The 23552-nt window shown below is 64.6% G+C and carries 23 protein-coding genes and 1 other RNA gene; 20 read left to right on the forward strand and 4 right to left on the reverse strand.

Annotation, left to right across the window (positions count from 1 at the left end):
- Positions 1–22 precede the first annotated feature (22 nt).
- The 11 genes from DA1_RS21440 to DA1_RS21490 all read left to right on the forward strand — a co-directional run bounded on the left by DA1_RS21440 (position 23) and on the right by DA1_RS21490 (position 8675).
- A complete protein-coding gene (locus DA1_RS21440; protein ID WP_034395047.1) occupies positions 23–307 on the forward strand; it encodes an H-NS histone family protein in 285 nt (94 codons plus the stop codon).
- Positions 308–709: 402 nt separating this feature from the next.
- The gene (locus DA1_RS21445; RefSeq protein WP_034395044.1) at positions 710–1753 is read left to right on the forward strand and encodes a DNA-methyltransferase; all 1044 of its coding nucleotides are present in this window, start codon (positions 710–712) and stop codon (positions 1751–1753) included.
- Between the two features lie 148 nt (positions 1754–1901).
- Positions 1902–3653, forward strand: coding sequence for a hypothetical protein (locus DA1_RS21450; protein ID WP_155294291.1), 1752 nt, complete (start codon positions 1902–1904; stop codon positions 3651–3653).
- A 280-nt stretch (positions 3654–3933) separates the two neighbouring features.
- Positions 3934–4206 carry a hypothetical protein gene (locus DA1_RS21460; RefSeq protein ID WP_034395038.1) on the forward strand — a complete coding sequence of 91 codons (273 nt, stop codon included), beginning with the start codon at positions 3934–3936 and terminating at the stop codon, positions 4204–4206.
- Positions 4203–4832, forward strand: a complete 630-nt coding sequence (locus DA1_RS21465) for a hypothetical protein (protein WP_051940896.1) — start codon at positions 4203–4205, stop codon at positions 4830–4832. The genes DA1_RS21460 and DA1_RS21465 overlap by 4 nt, the downstream gene beginning before the upstream one ends.
- 1 nt (position 4833) lies before the next feature.
- Positions 4834–5067, forward strand: a complete 234-nt coding sequence (locus DA1_RS21470) for a hypothetical protein (protein ID WP_034395035.1) — start codon at positions 4834–4836, stop codon at positions 5065–5067.
- Positions 5064–5336 (forward strand): hypothetical protein, encoded by a 273-nt coding sequence (locus tag DA1_RS21475; protein ID WP_062794158.1) that lies wholly within the window; start codon positions 5064–5066, stop codon positions 5334–5336. The genes DA1_RS21470 and DA1_RS21475 overlap by 4 nt, the downstream gene beginning before the upstream one ends.
- Before the next feature lie 10 nt (positions 5337–5346).
- Positions 5347–6276, forward strand: coding sequence for a hypothetical protein (locus tag DA1_RS31375; protein ID WP_230590890.1), 930 nt, complete (start codon positions 5347–5349; stop codon positions 6274–6276).
- Positions 6273–6749: a hypothetical protein gene (locus DA1_RS21485; RefSeq protein ID WP_034395030.1), complete on the forward strand. Its 477-nt coding sequence runs from the start codon at positions 6273–6275 to the stop codon at positions 6747–6749. The genes DA1_RS31375 and DA1_RS21485 overlap by 4 nt, the downstream gene beginning before the upstream one ends.
- A gap of 649 nt (positions 6750–7398) precedes the next feature.
- Positions 7399–7539, forward strand: coding sequence for a hypothetical protein (locus DA1_RS31605; RefSeq protein WP_507762545.1), 141 nt, complete (start codon positions 7399–7401; stop codon positions 7537–7539).
- Positions 7500–8675 carry a site-specific integrase gene (locus DA1_RS21490; RefSeq protein ID WP_080736920.1) on the forward strand — a complete coding sequence of 392 codons (1176 nt, stop codon included), beginning with the start codon at positions 7500–7502 and terminating at the stop codon, positions 8673–8675. Before DA1_RS31605 ends, DA1_RS21490 begins: the two co-directional genes overlap by 40 nt.
- A gap of 113 nt (positions 8676–8788) precedes the next feature.
- On the opposite strand, the gene ssrA is transcribed toward DA1_RS21490, so the two are convergent.
- The 4 genes from ssrA to ompA all read right to left on the reverse strand — a co-directional run bounded on the left by ssrA (position 8789) and on the right by ompA (position 11316).
- Positions 8789–9166: a transfer-messenger RNA gene (gene ssrA, locus DA1_RS21495) on the reverse strand.
- Positions 9167–9178: 12 nt separating this feature from the next.
- Positions 9179–9844 (reverse strand): HAD family hydrolase, encoded by a 666-nt coding sequence (locus DA1_RS21500; protein WP_013801633.1) that lies wholly within the window; start codon positions 9842–9844, stop codon positions 9179–9181.
- Between the two features lie 5 nt (positions 9845–9849).
- Entirely contained in the window at positions 9850–10572 is a 723-nt protein-coding gene (ubiG, locus tag DA1_RS21505; RefSeq protein WP_012206516.1) for a bifunctional 2-polyprenyl-6-hydroxyphenol methylase/3-demethylubiquinol 3-O-methyltransferase UbiG, read from the reverse strand.
- Between the two features lie 84 nt (positions 10573–10656).
- Positions 10657–11316: an outer membrane protein OmpA gene (ompA, locus tag DA1_RS21510; RefSeq protein WP_012206517.1), complete on the reverse strand. Its 660-nt coding sequence runs from the start codon at positions 11314–11316 to the stop codon at positions 10657–10659.
- A 229-nt stretch (positions 11317–11545) separates the two neighbouring features.
- Between ompA and gyrA the strand changes: the two genes are divergently transcribed.
- The 9 genes from gyrA (at position 11546) to lapB (ending at position 23453) form a co-directional block, all read left to right on the forward strand.
- Positions 11546–14212, forward strand: coding sequence for a DNA gyrase subunit A (gene gyrA, locus DA1_RS21515; RefSeq protein WP_034395021.1), 2667 nt, complete (start codon positions 11546–11548; stop codon positions 14210–14212).
- 123 nt (positions 14213–14335) lie between these two features.
- The gene (gene serC, locus DA1_RS21520; RefSeq protein WP_012206519.1) at positions 14336–15445 is read left to right on the forward strand and encodes a 3-phosphoserine/phosphohydroxythreonine transaminase; all 1110 of its coding nucleotides are present in this window, start codon (positions 14336–14338) and stop codon (positions 15443–15445) included.
- A 19-nt stretch (positions 15446–15464) separates the two neighbouring features.
- The gene (gene pheA / locus DA1_RS21525) at positions 15465–16565 is read left to right on the forward strand and encodes a prephenate dehydratase (RefSeq protein ID WP_013801628.1); all 1101 of its coding nucleotides are present in this window, start codon (positions 15465–15467) and stop codon (positions 16563–16565) included.
- A complete protein-coding gene (locus tag DA1_RS21530) occupies positions 16565–17443 on the forward strand; it encodes a prephenate dehydrogenase (protein ID WP_034398732.1) in 879 nt (292 codons plus the stop codon). The genes pheA and DA1_RS21530 overlap by 1 nt, the downstream gene beginning before the upstream one ends.
- A gap of 114 nt (positions 17444–17557) precedes the next feature.
- Positions 17558–19585: a bifunctional 3-phosphoshikimate 1-carboxyvinyltransferase/cytidylate kinase gene (locus DA1_RS21535; RefSeq protein ID WP_034395018.1), complete on the forward strand. Its 2028-nt coding sequence runs from the start codon at positions 17558–17560 to the stop codon at positions 19583–19585.
- A gap of 166 nt (positions 19586–19751) precedes the next feature.
- Positions 19752–21455, forward strand: a complete 1704-nt coding sequence (rpsA, locus tag DA1_RS21540) for a 30S ribosomal protein S1 (RefSeq protein ID WP_288124655.1) — start codon at positions 19752–19754, stop codon at positions 21453–21455.
- A 90-nt stretch (positions 21456–21545) separates the two neighbouring features.
- Entirely contained in the window at positions 21546–21887 is a 342-nt protein-coding gene (locus tag DA1_RS21545; protein WP_013801626.1) for an integration host factor subunit beta, read from the forward strand.
- An 80-nt stretch (positions 21888–21967) separates the two neighbouring features.
- Positions 21968–22288 carry a LapA family protein gene (locus DA1_RS21550; RefSeq protein ID WP_034395014.1) on the forward strand — a complete coding sequence of 107 codons (321 nt, stop codon included), beginning with the start codon at positions 21968–21970 and terminating at the stop codon, positions 22286–22288.
- Positions 22278–23453 (forward strand): lipopolysaccharide assembly protein LapB, encoded by a 1176-nt coding sequence (gene lapB, locus DA1_RS21555; protein WP_034395011.1) that lies wholly within the window; start codon positions 22278–22280, stop codon positions 23451–23453. The genes DA1_RS21550 and lapB overlap by 11 nt, the downstream gene beginning before the upstream one ends.
- Positions 23454–23552: the final 99 nt, after the last annotated feature.

The raw sequence follows: 23552 nt of genomic DNA on the forward strand, positions 1-23552 counted from the left end.
ACCATCCAAGAAAGGAAACCCGATGTCCGAATACCAGAACCTGCTGGCCCGCAAGGCCGAACTCGACGCCCAGATCGCAGCTGCTCAGGCTGAAGCCAAGGCGAAGGCTGTAACCGAAGCCCGCGCGCTGATCCAGGAGCACGGCCTGACCGCTGCCGATGTCTTCCCAGCCGCGAAGGCCAAGGGCAGCGTGGGCGCCCCGAAGTACCGAGACCCCGCCACCGGGGCGACCTGGACCGGCCGGGGCAAGCCGCCGAACTGGATCAACGGCAAGGACCGCGCGCCCTTCCAGATCAAGCCCGCCTGACAGAGGCATGAGCACAGCGCGTGCAGCGCGCGCTGTCCTCATGGGCTCAGTCTTTCATGATGTTTGCTGTCGTGATATCCATTTGTCTATTGCATGAAAGCCCAATTCAAATGCTTCATGCTGAGATCGTCCTTGAATATCTTGTGTATCGATTTTTATTGTCTCGCCTTTGCCCTTCTGTATATATGCATGCACAGGAAATCTGTCATGTACTACGTCATACCCTGAAACTACCCTGAGAGAGTAGTCGAGATAATGACCAGTCGTGACCAATCTCGGTCCGGTCTCAATTAGTGCGGGATGAAATTTTTCAACGTAATTTGCCATAAAGCCTCCAGAGAAAAATTAATGGTACGCAAATGAGCCGCGAGAAAGAATTGATTTAATGTGAGATATTGAAACATGAACATCATCGAATTCGGCGACTGCCGAGACACCATGCGCGCCTGGGCGGCCCAGGGCGTCCGAGCCCAGATGTGCGTCACGTCGCCGCCCTACTTCGGCCTGCGCGACTACGGGCACGCCGGCCAGTTGGGTCTGGAGCAGACGCCAGATCAGTACATCGCGGCCATGGTCGAGGTGTTCCGCTGTGTGCGCGACGTGCTGGCCGACGATGGCACGCTGTGGCTCAACATCGGGGACAGCTATGCCAGCAAGCCGAACGGGCCGGCGGGCATTCCAAAGGCCGACAGCGTTGCTCCACACGTTGCCTCCCGGACAGCGCACGCCCGCCGATCCAGCCAGGTGCCGCCTGGGCTGAAGCACAAGGACCTCATCGGCATCCCCTGGATGCTGGCGTTCGCGCTGCGGGCCGACGGCTGGTATCTGCGCCAGGACATCATCTGGCACAAGCCGAACCCGATGCCGGAGAGCGTTGGGGACCGCTGCACTAAGGCGCATGAGTACCTGTTCCTGTTGTCCAAGGGCCCGCGCTACTTCTTCGACAGCGGTGCCATGCAAGAGCCTGCCGCCGGCGTGAACAACTACCCACCCATGGGCGGCCCCGTGCCAGGTGCGCCACCACAGGGAAGGCTCAGGCCCAGCGTGAAGCGCGGCGGGTTCGCTGGCAAGACCAACGCCATGCCGGGCCGCGAGGCCTTCCGCGCGACCAGCCCAACGCGCAACAGGCGCAGCGTCTGGACCGTGGCCACCCGGCCATACAAAGGCGCCCACTTCGCCACTTTCCCGCCCGCGCTCATCGAGCCCTGCATTCGCGCTGGATCTCGAGCAGGCGACATCGTGCTGGACCCGTTCATGGGCAGCGGCACGACAGCGGCCGTCGCGCTACAGCACGGCCGCCAGTACCTGGGCTGCGAGCTCAACCCCGACTACGAGCCCCTGCAGCGCGAGCGCATTGAGGCCTCTGCCGCTCCGCCCACGGCCAGGCCCCGACGCCGCGCCGCACGACCACCCGAACCAGAGCCCGCACAACGCGGGCTTTTTTGATCCCGAAGCCCTCCCGGTATGCCGCGAGGGCTTTCCTGTTTCTGCATCCCGTGAATCCCAACTCTTCCCAGTGCCAGCAGCTGCTGCAGCGCGCCGGCCACGTCATCAACACCACTGCCACCTGGTGGCGCATCGAACGGAGCAACCCATGTCCCAAAAACTGACATTCGTGAATGGCGCGAAGGCTGCATGCGGCTGCCGCCATGAGTTTTCCTCTGGCGGCGGCGAGTACTCCGATGTCGCCTATGTACATCTGTGCGGCAAGCACGCTGGCGCCCCGGTGTTGGACGACCGCTGGAAGGCCCGAATGCTCGACGGCCGCGCACCAGAGCGCGACGAGATGGGCTTCGGCAATCACCCCGATCTGCCGTGGCTGGACGAAGGCATGATGCCGCGCAGCTTCTTCGCCGCGCTCGGCCTTGAACTGGCACACACGTCTGCCGAAGATCAGTTGGACGGCGATGTGCTTGGCGCCATGAGCGAGGCCGTCAACTGGACCGACTGGCAGCCCACCGCACCCCAGGGCGACGGCTGGAAGCTGGTTTCCATCTTCGACACCGAAGACGGCCCCGTCGCGTGGTGGCTGCGCGAGCTGCCTGAAGCCGAAGACGGCACAACGACCATCCGCAACCTGCAGGCCGAGGTCGAGAAGCTGAAGGCTCGCATCGGCCGCGCCGAGGCAGCTCCTGCCGCTGTGGCGCCCTTCGGCTACGTCAACACGCACACAGGCCAGTTCTTCACGGAGGTGGAGCCGTGCCGCCAGGGCAACGAAGGGCACTGGCGCACCGTGTACCTGCAGCCTGCCGCTGTGGCTGGGCCGGCCTGGGACAAGACGCGCGACTCCCTGGCAACGCTGCTGTTGGGGCTGGCGCGCCGTCCCTTTCTGGACTTCGATGTCGCCTGCATCGCACTGGACGCTGCGACGGAGCCCGGCATGCCGCTGGCCTACATGCGCGGCGCCCAGGCAGCGCCCGCCCTGGAAGCGCTTGCAGCCCCCGCCAGCGATGAGGAGGCCGCTTTCACGAAGTGGTTCCAGGGCGAGCAGGGGAAGCCGTACCAGGGCATGTGGGAGTTCGCGCGTGCAGCGTGGCTGGCCCGTGCAGCAGCGCCCCAGGCACCGGCTCCAGGCATGGCTGTCACGGCCTTGGCCGGCGAGATCATCGCCGCGCTTGAAGCAGACGAAAAAGACGGCGGATATGACCTGACCTCGGGCCTGTTCGGGCCCAAGTTTTCCGCACTCGTCCGCCGTTGGGCCGCATCGGAGTGGGCCAACGTCACCGCACCCCAGGCACCCGACTGCACACGCTGCAGCGGCTCCGGCGAAGACCCCGAGGGCTATCTGACGCATGGCCACGGCCCCGATGATCACACCGTTGATGGCCCGTGCCGCGAGTGCGATGGCTCCGGGGCAGCGCCCCAGGCACCTTTTGCGCCCTGGGCCATGCCCGTGATGCAGGTACACCCTCTCGAAACAGCCCCGAAGGACGGCACGATAGTGCAGTTGCTGGTCCAGTTTGTGGACCACCCGCCAGGGCAAAAGTCCGTGCTCAACGGCGCCGGGCCGCTTTATGACACAGCGGACCCATGCTGGACCATCGGCGGCAACACCGTCGAAAACACTGGCGTGGATCACTGGCAGTTCGTCGGCTGGAACTGGGAGCAGGACTGCTTTGTGGACACCAGCACCGATGCGGGTCACCGCGTCCTCGGCTGGGCTCCTTTCGACGTGGCAGCACCTGCTGCGCCTGCAGTGGATGCGCCAGCACTCGGCGAATGGGTGGCCACGCTCGAAGTGGACAGCGAGGGAGGCCTCGACTACGAGACCGTGCCACCGTGCACGCTGCCGCCCGGCTGCTACCGGCTCTATCGCGCAGCCCAGGCCAAGGAAGGCGGTGCGTGATGGCATGTCCTGGATACACCCCTGCCGTCAAGCAGGCAGACGACGCGATGCGAGCAGCACGGGCCGCGATCATGGTCGCGCTGGAGGGCGACTTCCCCAAGGGCTGCCAGGTTCGCGTCCACCATGGGCGCGGATCTTTCGAGGCAACCGTCGTTGGCTGGATCGCGTATGGAGAGCCGCGAATCAAACTCCGGCACAACCGGACGGGGCGCCACTTCCGCCGGGGAGCCGAGTATGTGGAGGCCCTCGCAGCCCAGGCAGCAGCCCAGGGGGAGCACGCATGAAGCGAGACAAATTGCTGTCCTTTGCCCAGCAGGCGGGCATCGAAGTGCACTACCGCAAGCACCAGGCACGCATCGGCATCGATGAGCTGACTGGTCAGGACTCGACAGGCAAGCTGGAGCGATTCGCCGCCCTGGTGGCGGCCGCCGAGCGCGAGGCCTGCGCCAAAGACGCCGAGGCCTTCCATCACCATGGCTACGACTTCACCGGAAATTTGGAGCTGCACGAGTGGCTCCGGGCGCGCCCCACTGGGCACAAGGAGAGCACATGACCAACGCATTGAACGGCGCAGGCACATCCCTGCGCGAAACGAAGATCCTGATCCCCGAAATCCCCGGCGAGTGGACGCGGCGCATCCGCAGCGGCAGCACGCAGGTCTGGAATGACAAGCACTCGCCGCAGGACGGGCTCCCGGAGGTGCGTTTGGAGCCGCCCGCCAAAGGCCTGATCGCCGAACGCGTAGACGGGGCCTGGTACTGGGTGTGCGGTTGCGAGAAGTGCCTGGGCAGCGGCAAGTCGTTCAACTACTCCCCATGCGATGCGCACGACCGCTGCGTGACCTGCAACTGCACCCGCGCCGAGCTGACCGAAGTGCCGTGGGGTGCGCGCGATGGCGGCTGGCGGTGCAAGCCCTGCCAGGACCGCCTGGACGCGGCCCGGAAAGCTGAAGCGCTTGCCGCAGCCGAGGCGAAGGGCCACAGCGAAGACGACTGCGTCTACACGAGCGACATCATCTGCCCGTACTGCGCCACCAAACAAAGCAGCGATGACCGCCACGATTCGGCTCAGGGCCTCGAATGCGGCACCTGCGGCGGAAAGTTCGACCTGGAGGTGGAGTGGTCGCCGAGCTACACGACGACCAAGGCGCGCGCCCAGGCGCAGCAGAAAGGACCGTGACATGGGCTACATCAACCCCCTGCTGGACCTGCCTGCGGGCCAGGCGCTGCAGCAACTCCCACCTGGTGACCGCGCGCGGATCGAGGCCGTGATGCGCGAGCTGCGCGACCAGGCCAACGTCGAGGCAGAGAAGGCATGGCGCAAGCGCAAAGGCCCCATGGCTGCCTACTGGCGCGCCGTGGCCACCTATGCCCGCCATACCGCGCACGCACTCTCGAAAGGACAGACCCCGTGACAACAACGAAGACCATCGCCATGGAAGGCACGCCCGTCGAGATCGGCGCCGCCGTATTCATCAACCTGTGCATACCAGCGGTCCAGCAGGCGCAGACCCAACTTCAAGCCACGCCAAACCAGCTCGCACAGCTGTACTGCGGCTTTCTGCAGGCATGCATGGGCGCCATGGCCAATGACTTTGGCCAGGAACAAGCCGCATCCATCGGGCAGACCATGGTCGATACATTCCGGTGTGTCGATATGGGCCGGGACGCGGCAAAGCACTGAGGAGAGCACCGTGACCACAGCACCAACACCCTCCGAGGCGCATGAGCTGCTCGACTGGTTCCGCGAGAGCGACGGCTTCGGCCAGGGCACAAAGGCGCCGCACAAGTGGGTCCTGCGAGCCGAGCAAGAGTTGCGCCGCCTGCAGGCCGACAACGAGGCCATGCGCGAGACGCTGGAGTTCGTGGAGCGCTGGGCCGTGCACCACGCCAGCAAGCCGCACATGACGGCAGAACTAGCCCTGGGCAGCATCCAGCATCATCCCGAAATCCGCGCCATCACCGAGCGCTACGCAGACGGCAAGCGGCCGGAGACCTTCGACCCATACGCCCGCATCGCAGAGCTGGAGGCGCGCAAGCCGCTGCCGCTGAGCGATGAGCAGATCGACGCCATTGCCGACGGCATGCCGCGCGGCCTGGCCGGCTTCATGAAGACCTGGGGCTGGCGGCAGTTCGCGCGGAAGATCCTCGACCTGCGCGCCATGCCGACCTGGGAGCCTGGGTTTGATTTCATGGCCCCAGGGCAGGAGGAACTGGCAATGCAGTTCTGCCTTGAGATCGCTGGCCCGCGCGGCAAGAAGGGCAGCCCGCCCGATCCTGTTCGCTTGATGGAGATGTGCCAGGCGCTCTACAAGGCCGAGGCGGACGCGCGTCTGGTTGACAAATCGCCGGATCTGCAAGAACCGTTGGTTGACAAAACCGCGAATTTGCAAGATCGGCCGCTGCCGCTGAGCGATGCCGAAATCATCGCGGCCCAAGCAGCCCTCGCGCTTTCTCGCTCCCGCATCGGCCTGCCCTGCAGCAGGTGCGAGTCCGGGAAATACCGTGCTGACAGCAATGCGTATCACGACTTCCACCGCTGCGACAGCTGCATGCATGTGCCCATGTGGGGAGAGGACGGCAAGGAGATCGGCCCGCCAACGTGCGCAGGAGAATCGTCATGAAGATGGCCAAGCCCAGCGAACGCGACATCGACGCGGCCGGGGAACTGCTCTCCCTGATGAACGACCTCTCCAGCGGGTACTGCCCGTGGGATGGGGACGAGGACGCCACCTACTTCGATCCTGATGACCGCCAGCACCTGCGCCGTCTCTACGACACTCTCGACAGCCTCCTGGATCGCGCGCCAGGCTTCACTAACCGCGTGATCGGCGGCATGTGCTACGTGATCTGCTGGGACCGCAATGAGATCCTGGACCCGGCGGACGATTGCCTGTCTCTGCACCCTGACCTGCTGGCCGGGCTGCGCCTGCTGCAGGCCCAGCGCGCGGACTTCCTGCCGCGCTTGGAACGCGAGGCGCGCGCGGCCGTGGCCAGCACCATCGATGCGGCGGCCACGCGACACCTGGCCGAAATGCGGCTGTCCTCCGACGTTGCGGCGATCCGGCGCACCACGCCCAACTGCTGGCTGCCATAGCGCTGCCGCAAACACCCGTCACCCAGCCCCGCCCTTGAGCGGGGCTTCTCACTTCTGGGCCTGCAATGAACATCAACCAGCTCACCACCTTCTACGGGGTTCCGGTATTCCAGACTCCATATGCAGAGACCGTTCATGTGTCCTGGGAGTTGCGCCGGCACCCAATCGCCAAGCGCCGCCGACGCTGGGCCGCAGTCCGCGTGGAAAGCAGCTCGCCTGCTTGCTTCCGAACCCCACAAGGACTGTTTATGCATCCGGCCATGTTCGCTCGGCTGCGCGAGCACTTCGGGGGGTACACACCGCCATGACAACAGCCACCAACGCATGGGAGGCCGCTGACAAGGCCTACCAGGCTCATCACTTCGCGTGCCCCCAGTGTTGCACAGCTGGCGTCCTGCCTGGGCGGCAGGAGCGTTGCCATGCTGGGCAGGCGCTCTGGAGCCAATACCTCAATGCCGGTACGCCGCCGCACTTCACCTGGATAAATCAACCCAGAGTGCGCGGAAAGAACCCGTTTTGAGTTCCAAATTCGGTGGATTACATGAAACACACAGTTACAGAACCTGGCGCCCCAGGAAATACCGTGCCATCCCAGGGCGCGGATTGGGTGCTTGCCACGAAATACAAGGAAATGACTGGCATCACGCCCATGACCATCCATAACCGCCGTCGCGCCGGCATTTGGCTGGATGGCACGCACTGCGGCGTCGTGGGCAGACACCTCTATGTAAACGTAAAGGAAGCAGATCAGTGGATAAAAAACCAGCTCCATCAACTCCGGCGGGCGTGACAGTCCGGGAAATGGCCACGGGCGCTCGAATTCAGATCGCGTTCTCGTGGCACGGGCAGCAATGCCGGGAGCTCCTGCCTCCTGGGCCGGTCAACAAGGGCAGCATCCAGTACGCAGCGAACCTGCGCGCTGAGATTCGGCGCAAGATCACAGATGGCACGTTTGTGTACGCTGAATACTTCCCGGCCAGCGCGAAGGCCCGAGCGCCAGATCCGCTTTCCTGCCTGATGGAAGAGATGTTGGTGAAGCAATTGGAGCTGTACCGCAGGCAGGTCGAGAACGAGAAGATGTCGCCGGCCACATTCCGTGGCTACGAAAAAAGCATCAGCGGGGAGCGCATGCGGCGATGGCATGGCCTCAAGCTCCATGAAGTCACGCCTTCCGCCCTCCGGGAGTGGATCAGCGGGATGGAATGCACCAGCAAGGCTATCCGCAATATGCTGATTCCATTGCGCAGCGTGTTTGAAGATGCGCTGAACGACGGACTCATCGAGTTCAATCCCTTCGACCGGCTCGCGCTCACCAAGCTCATCCGCCAGACCAGCCGGGCCAGCGACTATGTGATCCAGCCCTTCACTCAGGCGGAGCGGGAGCAGATCCTGCTGGCGTGCAGAGACGATGAGCGGCCGATGGTTCAGTTCTGGTTCAACACGGGTCTGAGGCCGGGCGAACTGCAGGCCCTCGAATGGAGACACATAGACTGGGAGAAGGCAACGGCCCGGATCGAGCAAAACCAGGTCGTGGGTGTGCTCAAGGCACCAAAGACGGCCGCAGGCATCCGCAGCGTGGACCTGAACTTCGAGGCCATGGAGGCCCTGCGAACACAGAAGGCCTACAGCATGCTCCGCGGCGCACGGGTTTGGCTCAACCCTCGGACGCTCGAGCCGTGGACAACTGATGCCCAGGTGCGCAAGACCGCATGGATGCCCATCATGCAGCGTTCCGGCATCTCATACCGGAACCCCTATCAGGTGCGGCATACCTACGCTTCTTCGATCCTGACCGCCGGCGCCAACCCGTGGTATGTCGCCCAGCAACTGGGCCACGAAGATGTGGAGATGGTCTTTCGCACCTACGGGAAGTTCATCCGCGAGGACTACCAGAAGCCCCGGGCCACGCTCCAAGCGGTGAACTGAGCCCGTGTGAATCCGGTGTGATTCCGGTGTGAATTTCAGGGCAACACAGGGCAACGAGCGGGCAAGAAAAAACGCCACACATCGGGTTCTCCGTTGTGTGGCGTTGTTTTGGATGGTGGAGCTGGCGGGAATTGAACCCGCGTCCGCAAGCCTTCGCCGGGCAGATCTACATGTTTAGCGTTCTGTTTTGAGTCTCGCCTCCCAAGTCGCGCAGGCGCACGCTACCCGGGATGCCAGCTTCCTTGGATCTTGCCACGTACTAAGAAGCCCAGCACGCAGCCAGCTGATGTAAATTCCCTTGCAGCCGGGAGGTATTGCTACCCCCTTGCCCAGCCCATCAGCGTGCTGTTGCAAGGCTCACCGGATTTAAGCGGCGAGTGCGAAACGTTCGTCGTTTGCAGTTAGTTTTTTGAATGGAGATTTACGAGCGTCACTCAAGCTCGACATGCACCACACCGGTCCCGAACCCACGTCGAAACCAGGACAGCCCCAAGGCTCCTATCTTAGCCTCTTTCCAGCAGTTTCAAGAGCTCCAGCGGAGAATAGATTTGCGCATCCGCCTGCCACTGCAGCGTATCGCCCGCTGCACCAAGGTAGCCGTAGCAGGCCGCCACGGTCTTCATGCCTGCGGCCTTGCCTGCAACGATGTCGCGCTCATCATCACCCACATAGACAAAACACTGCGGGGGCAGGCCGATACGCGCGGCAGCTTCCAGCAACGGCGCTGGATGGGGCTTTGCGTGGGGCGTGGTATCACCGCTGACGATGGCACCAGCGCTCGCGAAAAGCGGCATCTGCTGCGTCAGCGGATCGGTGAAACGCATGGATTTGTTGGTGACCACACCCCAGGGCATGGATGCCGCCTGGAGCTGTGCAATGAGCTCCGGGACACCATCGAACGCATAGGTGCGCTCGGTCATGCACTGCTCGTAGTTGCGGAAAAACTCCTCGCGCATCTCCGGAAACTCCGGCGAGTCAGGCGTGAGCCCGAAGCCCACCCCCAGCATCCCCCGTGCCCCGGCGCCCGCCATGGGCCGATACCGCTCATAGGGAAGCGACTGCAGGCCACGGTCAATGCGCATCCTGTCTGCGGCCGCACCCAGGTCGGGTGCACTGTCGATCAAGGTGCCGTCCAGGTCAAACAGAACAGCTCGGACTTCTTGCCACATGCGGCTCACCCTTCTGCCCGGCGCGTTGCCAGCATGTAGTTCACCGATGTGTCCGCGCTGAGCCAGTAGCGCCCGGTGATGGGGTTGTGCTGCAGGCCCTTGCTGGCCTGCAGGTCAAGGCCAGCCTGACGGGCAAACATGGCGAGTTCGCTGGGCTGGATCAGCTTGGCGTACTCATGCGTCCCCTTGGGAATCATCTTGAGCAGGTACTCCGCCGCCACAATGGCCAGACCAAAGGCCTTGGCACTGCGGTTGATCGTGGAGAAGAACACCCAGCCCCCAGGCTTGACCAGCTCGGCGCAGGCCGCGACCACGGAAGCGGGATCGGGCACATGCTCGAGCATCTCCATGCAGGTCACCACGTCAAAGGAGCCCGGCTGCTCCTCGGCCAGACGTTCCACGCTGACTTCGTGGTAGTGGATGTTCGGAGTACCCGTCTCCAGCGCATGCAACTGGGCCACGCGCAATGCCTTGGTGGCCAGGTCGATGCCCACCACCTCTCTCGCCCCCTTGCGGGCCATGGAATCGGCGAGGATGCCGCCACCGCAGCCGACATCAAGGACCCTGCGGCCCTTCAAGGGAGCTTGCGCATCAATCCAGTCCAGGCGCAACGGATTGATCTGATGCAAAGGTTTGAACTCACTTTCCGGGTCCCACCAGCGATGGGCCAGGCTGGAGAATTTCTCCAGCTCCGCCGGGTCGGCATTGACGTTGATTGCGTTGCTCATGGCTCGATTGTCGGTGATTGCGACGACCGTTCGGCCATAAAAAAAGCCCCGTTGCCGGGGCTTTTGCGGGAAGCAATCGAAAGATTACTGAGCGGCGCGGGTGCCGACCACTTCGATTTCCACGCGACGGTTCTTTGCGCGGCCTTCCTTGGTCTTGTTGTCGGCGATGGGCTGCTTTTCGCCCTTGCCTTCAGTGTAGACGCGGTTCTTTTCGATGCCCTTGGACACCAGGTAAGCCTTCACAGCTTCAGCGCGGCGAACCGACAGCTTCTGGTTGTAGGCGTCAGAGCCAACGGAGTCGGTGTGACCGACGGCGATGACCACTTCCAGGTTGATGCCCTTGACCTTGGAGGCCAGGTCATCCAGCTTGGCCTTGCCTTCGGGCTTCAGAACCGACTTGTCGAAGTCGAAGAAAGCGTCAGCAGAGAAGGTCACCTTGGAAGCCACGGCCGGAGCGGGAGCCGGTGCCGGAGCGGGAGCTGCCGGAGCGGGCGTTGCGGCAGGAGCCACAGCGGCTGCCACAGGCTTCAGGGCACCGTCGCAGTCAGCTGCTGCAGTGGCGGGCGTCCAGTTGGCATCGCGCCAGCACAGTTCGTTCGTGCCGTTCTTCCACACCAGTTCGCTGGTGCCGTTTTGCCAGTTGTCGATGGTCTTGCCACCGTCAGCAGCCTTCACTTGTGCGCCAGCAGCCGTTGCGAGGGCGGCAGAGGCAAACAACATCGCCACTTTGTTCAGTTTCTTCATGGTTCTCCTCTTGGGGAAAAAGCCGCAGCAGGGCTGCGAATCTGTGGACGTTATCAGTGACCATCACCAAAAACGTTGAATTGATTGTGCCATACGTCACAAGCAGACGGACCGCCAAGCGGGCGCCAACAAGTAGGACAGCGGCGGAATTCCAGGGTTATGTTGCTCGGCTGCTACACGTCATTCGACCTAAAATGGGCCTTTTCCCGCCGTCAGAGTATCGCCACACATGACCCAGTTTGCTAAAGAAACCCTGCCCATCAGCCTCGAAGAGGAGATGCGTCGCAGCTATCTCGATTACGCAATGAGCGTGATCGTGGGCCGGGCGCTGCCCGATGCGCGAGATGGTCTCAAGCCTGTGCATCGGCGCGTGCTGTTCGCCATGCACGAGCTCAACAACGACTGGAACCGGCCGTACAAGAAGTCGGCGCGTATCGTCGGCGACGTGATCGGTAAGTACCACCCGCACGGAGACAGCGCGGTGTACGACACCATCGTGCGCATGGCACAGGACTTCTCGCTGCGCCACATGCTGGTCGACGGGCAGGGCAACTTCGGTTCGGTGGACGGGGACAGCGCGGCGGCGATGCGTTACACCGAAATCCGCCTGTCCAAGATCTCCCACGAGATGCTGGGCGACATCGACAAGGAGACGGTGGACTACGGCCCGAACTACGACGGCAGCGAGCGCGAGCCGCTGGTGCTGCCTGCGCGGCTGCCCAACCTGCTGGTCAATGGTTCCTCGGGCATTGCCGTGGGCATGGCCACCAACATTCCTCCGCACAACCTCAACGAGGTGGTGGATGCCTGCCTGCACCTGCTGCAGACGCCTCAGGCCACCATCGACGAGCTGATGGAGATCATTCCCGCGCCTGACTTCCCCACGGCCGGCATCATCTATGGCATCAACGGTGTCAAGGAAGGCTACCGCACGGGTCGCGGACGCGTGGTGATGCGCGCCAAGTGCCACTTCGAGGACATCGATCGCGGCCAGCGCCAGGCCATCATCGTTGACGAGCTGCCCTACCAGGTCAACAAGAAGACGCTGCAGGAGCGCATGGCCGAGCTGGTGCACGAGAAGAAGATTGAAGGCATCAGCCACATCCAGGACGAGTCCGACAAGTCGGGCATGCGCCTGGTGATCGAGCTCAAGCGCGGCGAAGTGCCCGAGGTCGTGCTCAACAACCTGTACAAGCTGACCCAGCTGCAAGACACCTTCGGCATGAACATGGTGGCGCTGGTCGATGGCCAGCCCAAGCTGTGCAACCTGAAGGATCTGGTCGAGGTCTTCCTGCAGCACCGCCGCGAAGTGGTCACGCGCCGCACGGTGTATGAGCTGCGCAAGGCGCGCGAGCGTGGCCATGTGCTGGAAGGCCTGGCGGTCGCGCTGGCCAATATCGACGACTTCATCGCCATCATCCGCAACGCGCCGACGCCGCCTGTGGCCAAGGCCGAGCTGATGACGCGCAACTGGGACAGCAAGCTGGTGCGCGAGATGCTGACGCGCACCCGCACCGATGGCGGCGTGGTCAACGCCGACGACTACCGCCCCGACGGGCTGGAGCGCGAATTCGGCATGCAGGCCGATGGCCTGTACCGCCTGTCCGAAACCCAGGCCCAGGAAATCCTGCAGATGCGCCTGCAGCGACTGACCGGCCTGGAGCAAGACAAGATCGTCGCCGAGTACAAGGACGTGATGTCCGTCATCGAGGACCTGCTGGACATCCTGTCCAAGCCCGAGCGCGTGTCGGCCATCATTGGCGACGAGCTCAAGCAGATCAAGGCCGAGTTCGGCCAGAGCAAGGTCGGCGCCCGCCGCAGCACGGTCGAGTACAGCGCGCAGGACCTGTCCACCGAGGACCTGATCACGCCCACCGACATGGTGGTCACGCTTAGCCACACGGGCTACATCAAGAGCCAGCCGCTGTCCGAGTACCGCTCGCAAAAGCGCGGCGGACGCGGCAAGCAGGCCACGGCCACCAAGGAAGACGACTGGATCGACCAGCTGTTCATCGCCAACACGCACGACTACCTGCTGTGCTTCTCCAACCGCGGCCGCCTGTACTGGCTGAAGGTCTGGGAAGTGCCTGCAGGTTCGCGCGGCTCGCGCGGACGCCCCATCGTCAACATGTTCCCGCTGCAGGATGGCGAGAAGATCAACGTGGTGCTGCCGCTGACGGGCGAGTACCGCAGCTTCCCGGCCGACCACTATGTGTTCATGTCCACCAGCATGGGCACCGTGAAGAAGACGGCGCTGGACGAGTTCTCCAACCCGCGCAAGGCCGGCATCATCGCCGTGGGCCTGGACGAGGGCGACTTCCTGATCGGCGCAGCCCTCACCGACGGCAAGCATGACGTGATGCTGTTCAGCGACGGCGGCAAGGCCGTGCGCTTCGACGAAAACGACGTGCGCCCCATGGGCCGCAACGCGCGTGGCGTCAAGGGCATGAACCTGGAAGAAGGCCAGAGCGTGATCGCCATGCTGGTGGCCGAAGACGAGTCGCAAAGCGTGCTCACGGCCACCGAGAACGGCTACGGCAAGCGCACCTCCATCGTGGAGTACACGCGCCATGGCCGCGGCACCAAGGGCATGATTGCCATCCAGCAGTCCGAGCGCAACGGCAAGGTCGTCGCCGCCACCCTGGTGCATGCCGATGACGAAATCATGCTGATCACCGACACTGGCGTGCTGGTGCGTACCCGGGTCTCGGAAATCCGCGAACTGGGCCGCGCCACCCAGGGCGTGACGCTGATCTCCCTGGACGAAGGCGCCAAGCTCGGCGGCCTGCAGCGCATCGTTGAAAACGATGCCAACGAAGTCGAGGACGAGGCCACGGGCGAGGAGGCCACGGGAGGCGACGAAGCCGCTGCCGAAGGCACGGGCGAGCCCGCCTGATGACCCAGCCGCCGCTGGGACTGCCTCCCGCACCGGGAGCACAGCCCCAGCGGCGGCCCAGATTTTTGACAGTTGCAGGCACCGCCCGAACTGGCGCCTGCGCGTGACTTGACAGTGAACTCCATGAACCGCCCTTACAACTTCTCCGCCGGCCCCGCCGCCATTCCCGCCGAAGTGCTGCAGCAGGCAGCCGCCGAAATGCTCGACTGGCACGGGTCCGGCATGAGCGTGATGGAGATGAGCCACCGCGGCAAGGAGTTCATCTCCATCTATGAACAGGCCGAGGCCGACCTGCGCGAGCTGCTGGCCGTGCCGCCCGAGTTCAAGATCCTGTTCATGCAGGGCGGTGGCCTGGCCGAGAACGCCATCGTTCCCCTGAACCTGTCGCGCGCAGGCACGGTGGACTTCGTGCTCAGCGGCAGCTGGAGCCAGAAGTCGGCCAAGGAAGCACGCAAGTACGTGGCCGACGCGCACATCGCGGCCAGCGGCGAGGACGGCAAGTTCACCGCCCTGCCCGCCCCCGAGAGCTGGCAACTGAGCCGCGGCGCCAGCTACGTGCACATCTGCAGCAATGAAACCATCCATGGCGTGGAGTTCCAAGAGTTGCCCGACCTGAAGGCGCTGGGCTGCGATGCTCCGCTGGTGGTTGATTTCTCCTCGCACGTGGCCTCGCGCCCCGTCGATTGGAGCCGCGTGGGCCTGGCGTTCGGCGGCGCGCAGAAGAACCTGGGCCCTGCCGGCCTGACCCTGGTCATCGTGCGCGAGGATCTGCTGGGCCACGCCCTGCCGGCCTGCCCTTCGGCCTTCGACTACAAGACCGTGGCCGACAACCAGTCGATGTACAACACGCCTCCGACCTGGGGCATCTACATCGCGGGCCTCACATTCCAATGGATCAAGCGCCAGACCGAAGGCGGCCTGACCGGCGTGGCCGCCCTGGAGGCGCGCAACATCGCCAAGGCCGACCTCTTCTACCAGTACGTGGACCAGTCCTCGTTCTACGTGAACAAGGTCGCTGCCAATTGCCGCTCGCGCATGAACATCCCCTTCTTCCTGCGCGACGAATCGCGCAATGACGCCTTCCTGGCCGGAGCCCGGGAACGCGGCCTGCTGCAGCTTAAGGGCCACAAGTCCGTCGGCGGCATGCGTGCCAGCATCTACAACGCCATGCCCATCGCTGGCGTGCAGGCGCTGGTGGAGTACATGCGCGAATTCGAACAGCGCAACGCCTGACCGACCCACACTCCCGCCCATGAGCACCACACCCCAAGCCTCTCCCGATCTGGCGCATCTGCGCGTGCAGATCGACGATATCGACCAGCAACTGCTGGACCTGCTGAACCGACGTGCCCGCGTGGCAGAGCAGGTCGGCGAGGTCAAGAAGCGTGAAGGCACGCCCTTCTTCCGCCCGGACCGCGTGGCCCAGGTCATCCAGAAGATCGAGTCCGCCAATCCCGGCCCGCTCAAGAATGGCCATGTCTCGGCCATCTGGCGCGAGATCATGTCGGCCTGCCTGGCGCTGGAGTCGCCCCAGCGCGTGGCCGTGCTGGGCCCGGCGGGCACGTTCTGCGAGGAAGCCGCCATCCAGTACTTCGGCGGCGCGGCCGATCTGATGTACTGCAACAGCTTCGACGAGGTGTTCCACGCCACGGCCGCAGGCAGCGCGCAGTACGGCGTGGTGGGCGTGGAGAACTCCAACGAAGGCGTGGTCACGCGCTCGCTGGACATGTTCCTGCACACGCCCTGCCACGTGGTGGGCGAGGTCAGCCTGCTGGTGCGCCACAACCTGCTTCGCAGCAGCAACACGACCGAGGGCATCGAGGTCGTGGCAGCCCATCCCCAGGCCCTGGCCCAGTGCCAGGGCTGGCTGGCCAAGCACCTGCCGCATGCCGAGCGCCGCCCGGTGTCCAGCAATGCCGAAGGCGCCCGCCTGGCCGCGCTGCACCCCAACATCGCCGGCCTGGCCAGCGAACGCGCGGCCCAGCAATTCGGCCTGCATGTGGTGGCGCATGCCATCCAGGACGATGCCTACAACCGCACGCGCTTCGCCGTCATCTGCCTGCCGCACACGCTGGCCACGCCCTCGCCCAGCGGCCAGGATTGCACCAGCATCATCATCTCCGTGCCCAACCGCCCCGGCGCCGTGCATGACCTGCTGGTGCCGCTCAAGAGGCACGGCGTGTCGATGACGCGCTTCGAGTCGCGCCCCGCGCGCACCGGCCAGTGGGAGTACTACTTCTACATCGACCTCGAAGGCCACCCGGCACAGCCCAATGTGGCCAGCGCGCTGGAAGAGTTGCGCGGCCTGTGTGCCTTCTACAAGGTGCTGGGCACCTACCCGGTATCCAAGTGATGCAGCCCTTTGAACAACTGGGCCTGATCGGCTGCGGCCTCATGGGCGGCTCGTTCGCCCTGGCGCTCAAGCAGGCAGGGCTGGTCAAGCGCGTCGTGGGTTACAGCAAGTCGCCTTCGACGACCGAACGCGCTCGCCAGATGGGCGTCATCGATGTGGAGGCCCCCTCCGCCCTGCTGGCCGCCGCCGGTGCCGACTTGGTGCTGCTGGCCGTGCCTGTGGCGGCGACCGAGGCCACGCTCAAGTCCATCAAGCACCTGGTCACGCCCGAGATGATGATCATGGACGTGGGCTCCACCAAGGTTGATGTGGTGCATGCCGCCCGCTCGGTCCTGCGCGACCAGCTCGGCTCCTTCGTGCCGGCCCACCCCATTGCAGGCAAGGAAGTCTCGGGCGTCGAGCACTCCGACCCCCAGCTGTACAAGGGCGCACAGGTCATCCTGACACCCACCGAACGCACGCTGACCGACCACCTGCAAAAGGCCCGCTCCCTGTGGGAACTGCTGGGCTGCCGCGTGCGCGCCATGTCGCCCGAAGCCCACGACAGCGCCTTTGCCACGGTCAGCCACCTGCCGCATCTGCTGGCCTTCGCCATGATGCAAAGCGTGATCACCCAGCCCGACTCCGACGACGTGCTGTCCCTGGCCGGCCCCGGCTTCCGCGACTTCACGCGCATTGCCGCAGGCGATCCCAAGATGTGGCGTGATGTGCTGCTGGCCAACAGCGAGCAGGTTCTGGCACAGTCGCGCCAGTTCCAGCAGGCGCTGCAGCAACTCGAATCCCTGATCCAGACCGGTGACGGACAAGGTCTTGAAGACCGCCTGACCCTGGCCAGTGCCGCGCGCGCCCACTGGCGCATGGGCGCTCCGCGCCGCTGACGCGCAACGCAGGGCAAGCGCCAGACGCAAGCCCGGCGCACCCAAAGCGCTCCTGTGCATTGCGGCCAGCGCGGCCGCAATGCCTCCCGACAGCCTGTTTGCCTTCGAATTGCCATGTTCAGTACCGCCTTTCTCGATATCCCCCCTCTTTCCCGCGCGCAGGGCACGGTGAGCCTGCCGGGCTCCAAGAGCATCTCGAACCGCGTGCTGCTGCTCGCGGCACTGAGCCAGGGCACGACCGTGGTCCACGACCTGCTCGACTCGGACGACACGCGCGTCATGCTCCGGGCCCTGCAGCAACTGGGCTGCACGGTGGAGCCCGCAACCATCACCCTCGGCCAGCCTGTGCGCATCACCGGCCTGGGCGGCGTCCTGCCCTCTGGCGCCAGTGCCGAACTGTTCATGGGCAACGCCGGTACGGCCATGCGGCCGCTGACGGCAGCCCTGTCCGTGCTGGGCGGCGACTTCAAGCTCAGCGGCGTGCCGCGCATGCATGAGCGCCCCATCGGCGATCTGGTCGATGCGCTGCGCCAGCTCGGCTGCCGCATCGACTATCTGGGCAACGAGGGCTTTCCTCCGCTGCACATCCGCCAGCCCGATTTCTCGCAGCTGCCGCACAGCCCCATCCAAGTGCGTGGCGATGTCTCCAGCCAGTTCCTGACCTCGCTGCTGATGGCGCTGCCGCTGCTGGCCAACACGCGTGACATCACGATCGAAGTCGTGGGCGAGCTGATCTCCAAGCCCTACATCCACATCACGCTGGAATTGCTGACCCGCTTCGGCATTGCCGTGCACAACGAGAACTGGCAGCGCTTCACCATCCCGGCCGGCAGCCGCTACAGCTCGCCGGGCGAGATCCATGTCGAGGCAGACGCCTCGTCGGCCAGCTACTTCATCGCACTGGGCGCCATCGCCTCGGACAGCGCCGAAGGCATCCGCATCCTCGGCGTGGGACTGGACTCCATCCAGGGCGATATCCGCTTTGTCGAGGCCGCGCGCGCCATGGGCGCCGAGGTGGAAGGCGGCCCCAACTGGCTGCGCATCCGCCGTGGCGCATGGCCGCTCAAGGCAATCGACCTGGACTGCAACCACATCCCCGATGCCGCCATGACGCTGGCCGTCATGGCCCTGTATGCCGATGGCACGACCACGCTGCGCAATATCGCAAGCTGGCGTGTCAAGGAAACCGACCGCATCGCGGCCATGACCAAGGAGCTGCGCAAGCTGGGCGCCGATGTCGAGGAGGGCGCGGACTACATCCGCATCACGCCGCCCGCGTCCACCGCCGCATGGCGTGCGGCCAGCATCCACACCTATGACGACCACCGCGTGGCCATGTGCTTCTCGCTGGCGGCCTTCAACCCGGCCGCCCTGCCCGTGCGCATCGAAGACCCCAAGTGCGTCGCCAAGACCTTCCCCGACTACTTCGAGGCCCTGTTCTCGGTCTGCGAGACGGCCCGCGCGCGCATTCCCGTGATCTGCATCGATGGCCCCACGGCCTCGGGCAAGGGCACGATTGCCGCCGAGGTCGCCCAGGCTCTTGGCTACCACCTGCTGGACTCGGGCGCGCTGTACCGGCTCACGGGGCTGGCCGCATCGCGCGCCGGCCTGGTGCTGGACGAACCGCACGCCCAGCAGATCGCCGTGCTGGCGCGCGAGCTGCCCGTGCGCTTTGACGCCGAGCAGCGCATCTGGCTGGATGACGAGGATGTCACCCTCATCCTGCGCAGCGAGGAGTCGGGCATGAACGCCTCGCGTGTCTCGGCCCTGCCTGCCGTGCGCGACGCGCTGGTGGACCTGCAGCTGTCCTTCCAGCAGCTTCCGGGGCTGGTTGCCGATGGCCGCGACATGGGCACGGTGATCTTTCCCCATGCTCCCCTCAAGGTCTATTTGTCGGCCTCCGCCGCCTGTCGCGCCGAGCGCCGGCATAAGCAGTTGATTTCCAAAGGAATTGCCGCTAACATAAGCGCCCTTCGGGCTGACCTTGAAGCACGCGATGCGCGGGACATGAACCGCAGCGTCGCACCGCTCAAGCCCGCCCAGGATTCCATGCTGCTTGACAGCTCCGAACTCTCCATCGAAGAGGTGGCAGAACAGGTGCTTTCGTGGTGGCAGGAACGCCAGCCGTTCGGCCGCGACTGATTGCCAGTTGCGCCGCACGTCGGCAAACCCGCCCTCCGGGCCCAGACATGGCGGCACCGCCCCATGTACGGCCCGAGGTCCATAGACTCCAACACCGTGGTTGAACCCACAACACCTCCGCAAACAGTCCTAGAAACGCCTGGCAATAGTGCCGGCGGAAACCTGTTTGCGGGCAAGGAAATACATGTCTGAATCTTTTGCCTCCCTGTTTGAAGAATCGCTGCAACGCACGGAAATGCGTCCTGGCGAGGTCATCACCGCTGAAGTCGTGCGCGTCGAGCACAACTTCGTCGTCGTGAACGCTGGCCTGAAGTCGGAAGCCTACGTGCCAATCGACGAATTCAAGAACGACCAGGGAGAAATCGAAGTCCAGGTGGGCGACTTTGTGTCGGTCGCCATCGGCTCGATCGAAAACGGCTACGGCGACACCATCCTGTCGCGCGACACCGCCAAGCGCCTGGCCTCGTGGCTGGCCCTGGAAAAGGCCCTGGAATCGGGCGAATTCGTGACCGGCACGACCTCCGGCAAGGTCAAGGGCGGCCTGACGGTGCTGGTCAACGGCATCCGCGCCTTCCTGCCCGGTTCGCTGATCGACACCCGTCCGATCAAGGACCTGACTCCGTACGAAAACAAGACGATGGAGTTCAAGGTCATCAAGCTGGACCGCAAGCGCAACAACGTGGTGCTGAGCCGCCGCGCCGTGGTCGAAGCCTCGATGGGCGAAGAGCGCGCCAAGCTGATGGAAACGCTGAAGGAAGGCGCCATCGTTCAAGGCGTGGTCAAGAACATCACCGAATACGGTGCGTTCGTGGACCTGGGCGGCATCGACGGCCTGCTGCACATCACCGACATGGCATGGCGCCGCGTGCGTCATCCCTCGGAAGTCGTGCAGGCTGGCCAGGAAATCACCGCCAAGATCCTCAAGTTCGACACCGAGAAGAACCGTGTCTCGCTGGGTCTGAAGCAAATGGGCGACGACCCGTGGATGGGCGTTTCGCGCCGCTACCCCTCGAGCACCCGCCTGTTCGGCAAGGTCACGAACATTGCCGACTACGGCGCGTTCGTCGAGCTGGAACCCGGCATCGAAGGCCTGGTGCACGTCTCCGAAATGGACTGGACCAACAAGAACATTGCTCCGACCAAGCTCGTTACCCTGGGTGACGAAGTCGAAGTCATGGTGCTGGAGATCGACGAAGACAAGCGTCGCATCTCGCTGGGCATGAAGCAGTGCAAGGCCAACCCCTGGCAAGAGTTCGCGCAGAACACCAAGCGCGGCGACCGCGTCAAGGGCCCGATCAAGTCGATCACCGACTTCGGCGTGTTCGTGGGTCTGGCTGCCGGTATCGACGGCCTGGTGCACCTGTCCGACCTGTCCTGGAACGAGCCCGGCGAAGCCGCCGTGCGCAACTACAAGAAGGGCCAGGAAGTCGAAGCCATCGTGCTGGCCGTGGACGTCGAGCGCGAGCGCATCTCCCTGGGCATCAAGCAGCTGGACAGCGATCCCTTCACGACCTTCGTGACCGTGAACGACAAGGGCCAGATCGTGTCGGGCAAGGTCAAGACGGTGGACGCACGTGGTGCTGAAATCGACCTGGGCGAAGACATCATCGGTTACCTGCGTGCTTCGGAAATCGCCGTGGACCGCGTGGAAGATGCCCGCTCGGTGCTGAAGGAAGGCGACGAGATCACCGCCGTGGTGGTCAATGTGGATCGCAAGACCCGCAACATCCAGCTGTCGATCAAGGCCAAGGACCAGGTCGACCAGCAAGAAGCCATGGCTTCCCTGTCCGCTCAGTCGGCCAAGGAAAACGCCGGCACGACCAGCCTGGGCGCCCTGCTGCGCGCCAAGCTGGACAACTCCGACAAGTAATCAGCAGCCAGTCTGCTGACCGCTGAAGGTCGGATGCGACGGGCGCCTCCGGGCGCCCGTCGCCATTTCAACCCCTGATTCCTATCCTTGATGACCCGATCCGATCTCGTCGAAGAACTCGCCGCCCGCTTTGGCCAACTGAGCCAGCGCGATGCCGAGCAGGCCGTCAAGACGATTCTTGACGCCGTCAGCGATGCCCTGGTGCGAGGCCATCGCATCGAAATCCGCGGCTTTGGCAGTTTCTCGGTCAACCATCGCCCGCCCCGCATGGGCCGCAATCCCCGCAGTGGCGAGGCCGTCCACATTCCGTCCAAGCGCGTGCCGCACTTCAAGCCCGGCAAGGCCCTGCGCGAAGCCGTGGACCTGCGCCCCGGTGCAGCCATCGATACAGACAACACAGGCTCCGGCACAGGCACCGGCCCTGCCGCCTGAAAGCGGGCTGACCGGCTGCGCGCGCCGCAGCCGCCCTCTCCGCCAGGCTCTAGAATCGTTCCCGTCACACAAGGGAACACATGAAGTACTTCCTGTGGCTGCTCAAGGCGGCCATTTTTTTTACGCTGTTCGCTTTCGCCCTGAACAACCAGCAGGACGCGACGGTGCACTTCTTCTTCGGCACCTCCTGGACTGCGCCGCTGGTACTGGTGGTGCTGGCCGCCTTCGCCCTGGGCCTGATCGTGGGCGTTCTGGGCATGGTGCCGCGCTGGCTCAAGCACCGCAACGCCGCGCGCTCGACCCAGGCCACGGTGCCTGCCGCAGCCGAGGCACCGGCAGCGGCCACGGTGCCCAAGCCCGCCCCATCCCCCATCCTGCCAGGCGACGTGCATGGAATTTGATCTGAGCTGGATACTGCTGGGCCTGCCCGTCGCCTTCGTGCTGGGCTGGCTGGCCTCGCGCTGGGACCTGAGGCAGATTCGCGCCGAAAACCGCCAGGCGCCCAAGGCCTATTTCAAGGGTCTGAACTTCCTGCTCAACGAGCAGCAGGACAAGGCCATCGACGCCTTCATCGAAGCCGTGCAGAACGACCCCGACACTTCGGAGCTGCACTTCGCGCTGGGCAACCTCTTCCGCCGCCGTGGCGAATACAACCGCGCCGTGCGCGTGCACGAACACCTGCTGTCGCGCGGCGACCTCAGCCGTGTGGACCGCGACCGCGCCCAGCACGCGCTGGCCCAGGACTTTCTGAAGGCAGGCCTGCTCGACCGCGCCGAGGACGCGCTGCGCCGCCTGGAAGGCACGGCCTTCGAGGCCGAAGCCCGCCTGGCTCTGCTGGCCATCTACGAACGCTCGCGCGACTGGACACAGGCCGCCGCCATTGCGCGCCGCATGCAGGAAGCCAACCAGGGCGACTTCAGCGGCCGCCTGGCCCACTACCTCTGCGAAGACGCCCAGGCCCTGTTGACCCAGGGCCAGCAGGCCGAGGCACTGCAGCGGCTGCAGCAGGCCATCACCACCGCCCCACAGGCCGCACGCCCGCGCCTGGAGCACGCGCAGCTGCAGCACCGCATGGGGCAATCGGCCCAGGCCCTGCACACGTTGGAAAGCCTGGCCGAGCAGTCTCCAGCCTCGCTGCCGCTGGCGGCTCAGCTGCTGGTGGACATTGCCGCCGCCACGGGCCAGCGCCAGCACATCCACCAACTGCTCAGCCAGCAGTACGAGCAGGCACCCTCGCTGGATCTGCTGCAGGCCCTGGTCGCGCTGGACGCTCAGATTGAAGAACAGAGCAACGATGGTGAAACCAAGGCACCGGGACGCGCACGCCTGGTCCAGCATCTGGACAGGGAGCCCTCCCTGGTGGCTGCCGCGCAGTGGCTGGCAGGGGAGAAACTGGCCGAGGAGCAATACCACCCGGCCGTGCAACGCGCGCTGGACCACGCGGCCAAGCCGCTGACCCGCTACCGCTGCGCGGCCTGCGGCTTCGAGGCACGCCAGCATTTCTGGCATTGCCCCGGCTGCCAGAGCTGGGACAGCTATCCGGCCCGGCGCGTCGAGGAGCTGTGATGCGGGGCAGGCGCGAGAGGCAGCTCCACCCCCTGCATCGCGTCACCCCCATTGGCAAACACCGCATGGACGGTGTATTTTCAGAGTATTCCTAGAAAC

The organism is Delftia acidovorans NBRC 14950, assembly GCF_001598795.1.
Taxonomy (GTDB): domain Bacteria; phylum Pseudomonadota; class Gammaproteobacteria; order Burkholderiales; family Burkholderiaceae_C; genus Comamonas; species Comamonas acidovorans.

Coding starts and splice junctions, on each gene's coding strand:
- DA1_RS21440 (WP_034395047.1), top strand. CDS start 23: ATGTCCGAATACCAGAACCTGCTGGCCCGCAAGGCCGAACTCGACGCC.
- DA1_RS21445 (WP_034395044.1), top strand. CDS start 710: ATGAACATCATCGAATTCGGCGACTGCCGAGACACCATGCGCGCCTGG.
- DA1_RS21450 (WP_155294291.1), top strand. CDS start 1,902: ATGTCCCAAAAACTGACATTCGTGAATGGCGCGAAGGCTGCATGCGGC.
- DA1_RS21460 (WP_034395038.1), top strand. CDS start 3,934: ATGAAGCGAGACAAATTGCTGTCCTTTGCCCAGCAGGCGGGCATCGAA.
- DA1_RS21465 (WP_051940896.1), top strand. CDS start 4,203: ATGACCAACGCATTGAACGGCGCAGGCACATCCCTGCGCGAAACGAAG.
- DA1_RS21470 (WP_034395035.1), top strand. CDS start 4,834: ATGGGCTACATCAACCCCCTGCTGGACCTGCCTGCGGGCCAGGCGCTG.
- DA1_RS21485 (WP_034395030.1), top strand. CDS start 6,273: ATGAAGATGGCCAAGCCCAGCGAACGCGACATCGACGCGGCCGGGGAA.
- DA1_RS31605 (WP_507762545.1), top strand. CDS start 7,399: ATGACCATCCATAACCGCCGTCGCGCCGGCATTTGGCTGGATGGCACG.
- DA1_RS21500 (WP_013801633.1), bottom strand. CDS start 9,844: ATGTGGCAAGAAGTCCGAGCTGTTCTGTTTGACCTGGACGGCACCTTG.
- ubiG (WP_012206516.1), bottom strand. CDS start 10,572: ATGAGCAACGCAATCAACGTCAATGCCGACCCGGCGGAGCTGGAGAAA.
- ompA (WP_012206517.1), bottom strand. CDS start 11,316: ATGAAGAAACTGAACAAAGTGGCGATGTTGTTTGCCTCTGCCGCCCTC.
- gyrA (WP_034395021.1), top strand. CDS start 11,546: ATGACCCAGTTTGCTAAAGAAACCCTGCCCATCAGCCTCGAAGAGGAG.
- serC (WP_012206519.1), top strand. CDS start 14,336: ATGAACCGCCCTTACAACTTCTCCGCCGGCCCCGCCGCCATTCCCGCC.
- pheA (WP_013801628.1), top strand. CDS start 15,465: ATGAGCACCACACCCCAAGCCTCTCCCGATCTGGCGCATCTGCGCGTG.
- DA1_RS21530 (WP_034398732.1), top strand. CDS start 16,565: ATGCAGCCCTTTGAACAACTGGGCCTGATCGGCTGCGGCCTCATGGGC.
- DA1_RS21535 (WP_034395018.1), top strand. CDS start 17,558: ATGTTCAGTACCGCCTTTCTCGATATCCCCCCTCTTTCCCGCGCGCAG.
- DA1_RS21545 (WP_013801626.1), top strand. CDS start 21,546: ATGACCCGATCCGATCTCGTCGAAGAACTCGCCGCCCGCTTTGGCCAA.
- DA1_RS21550 (WP_034395014.1), top strand. CDS start 21,968: ATGAAGTACTTCCTGTGGCTGCTCAAGGCGGCCATTTTTTTTACGCTG.
- lapB (WP_034395011.1), top strand. CDS start 22,278: ATGGAATTTGATCTGAGCTGGATACTGCTGGGCCTGCCCGTCGCCTTC.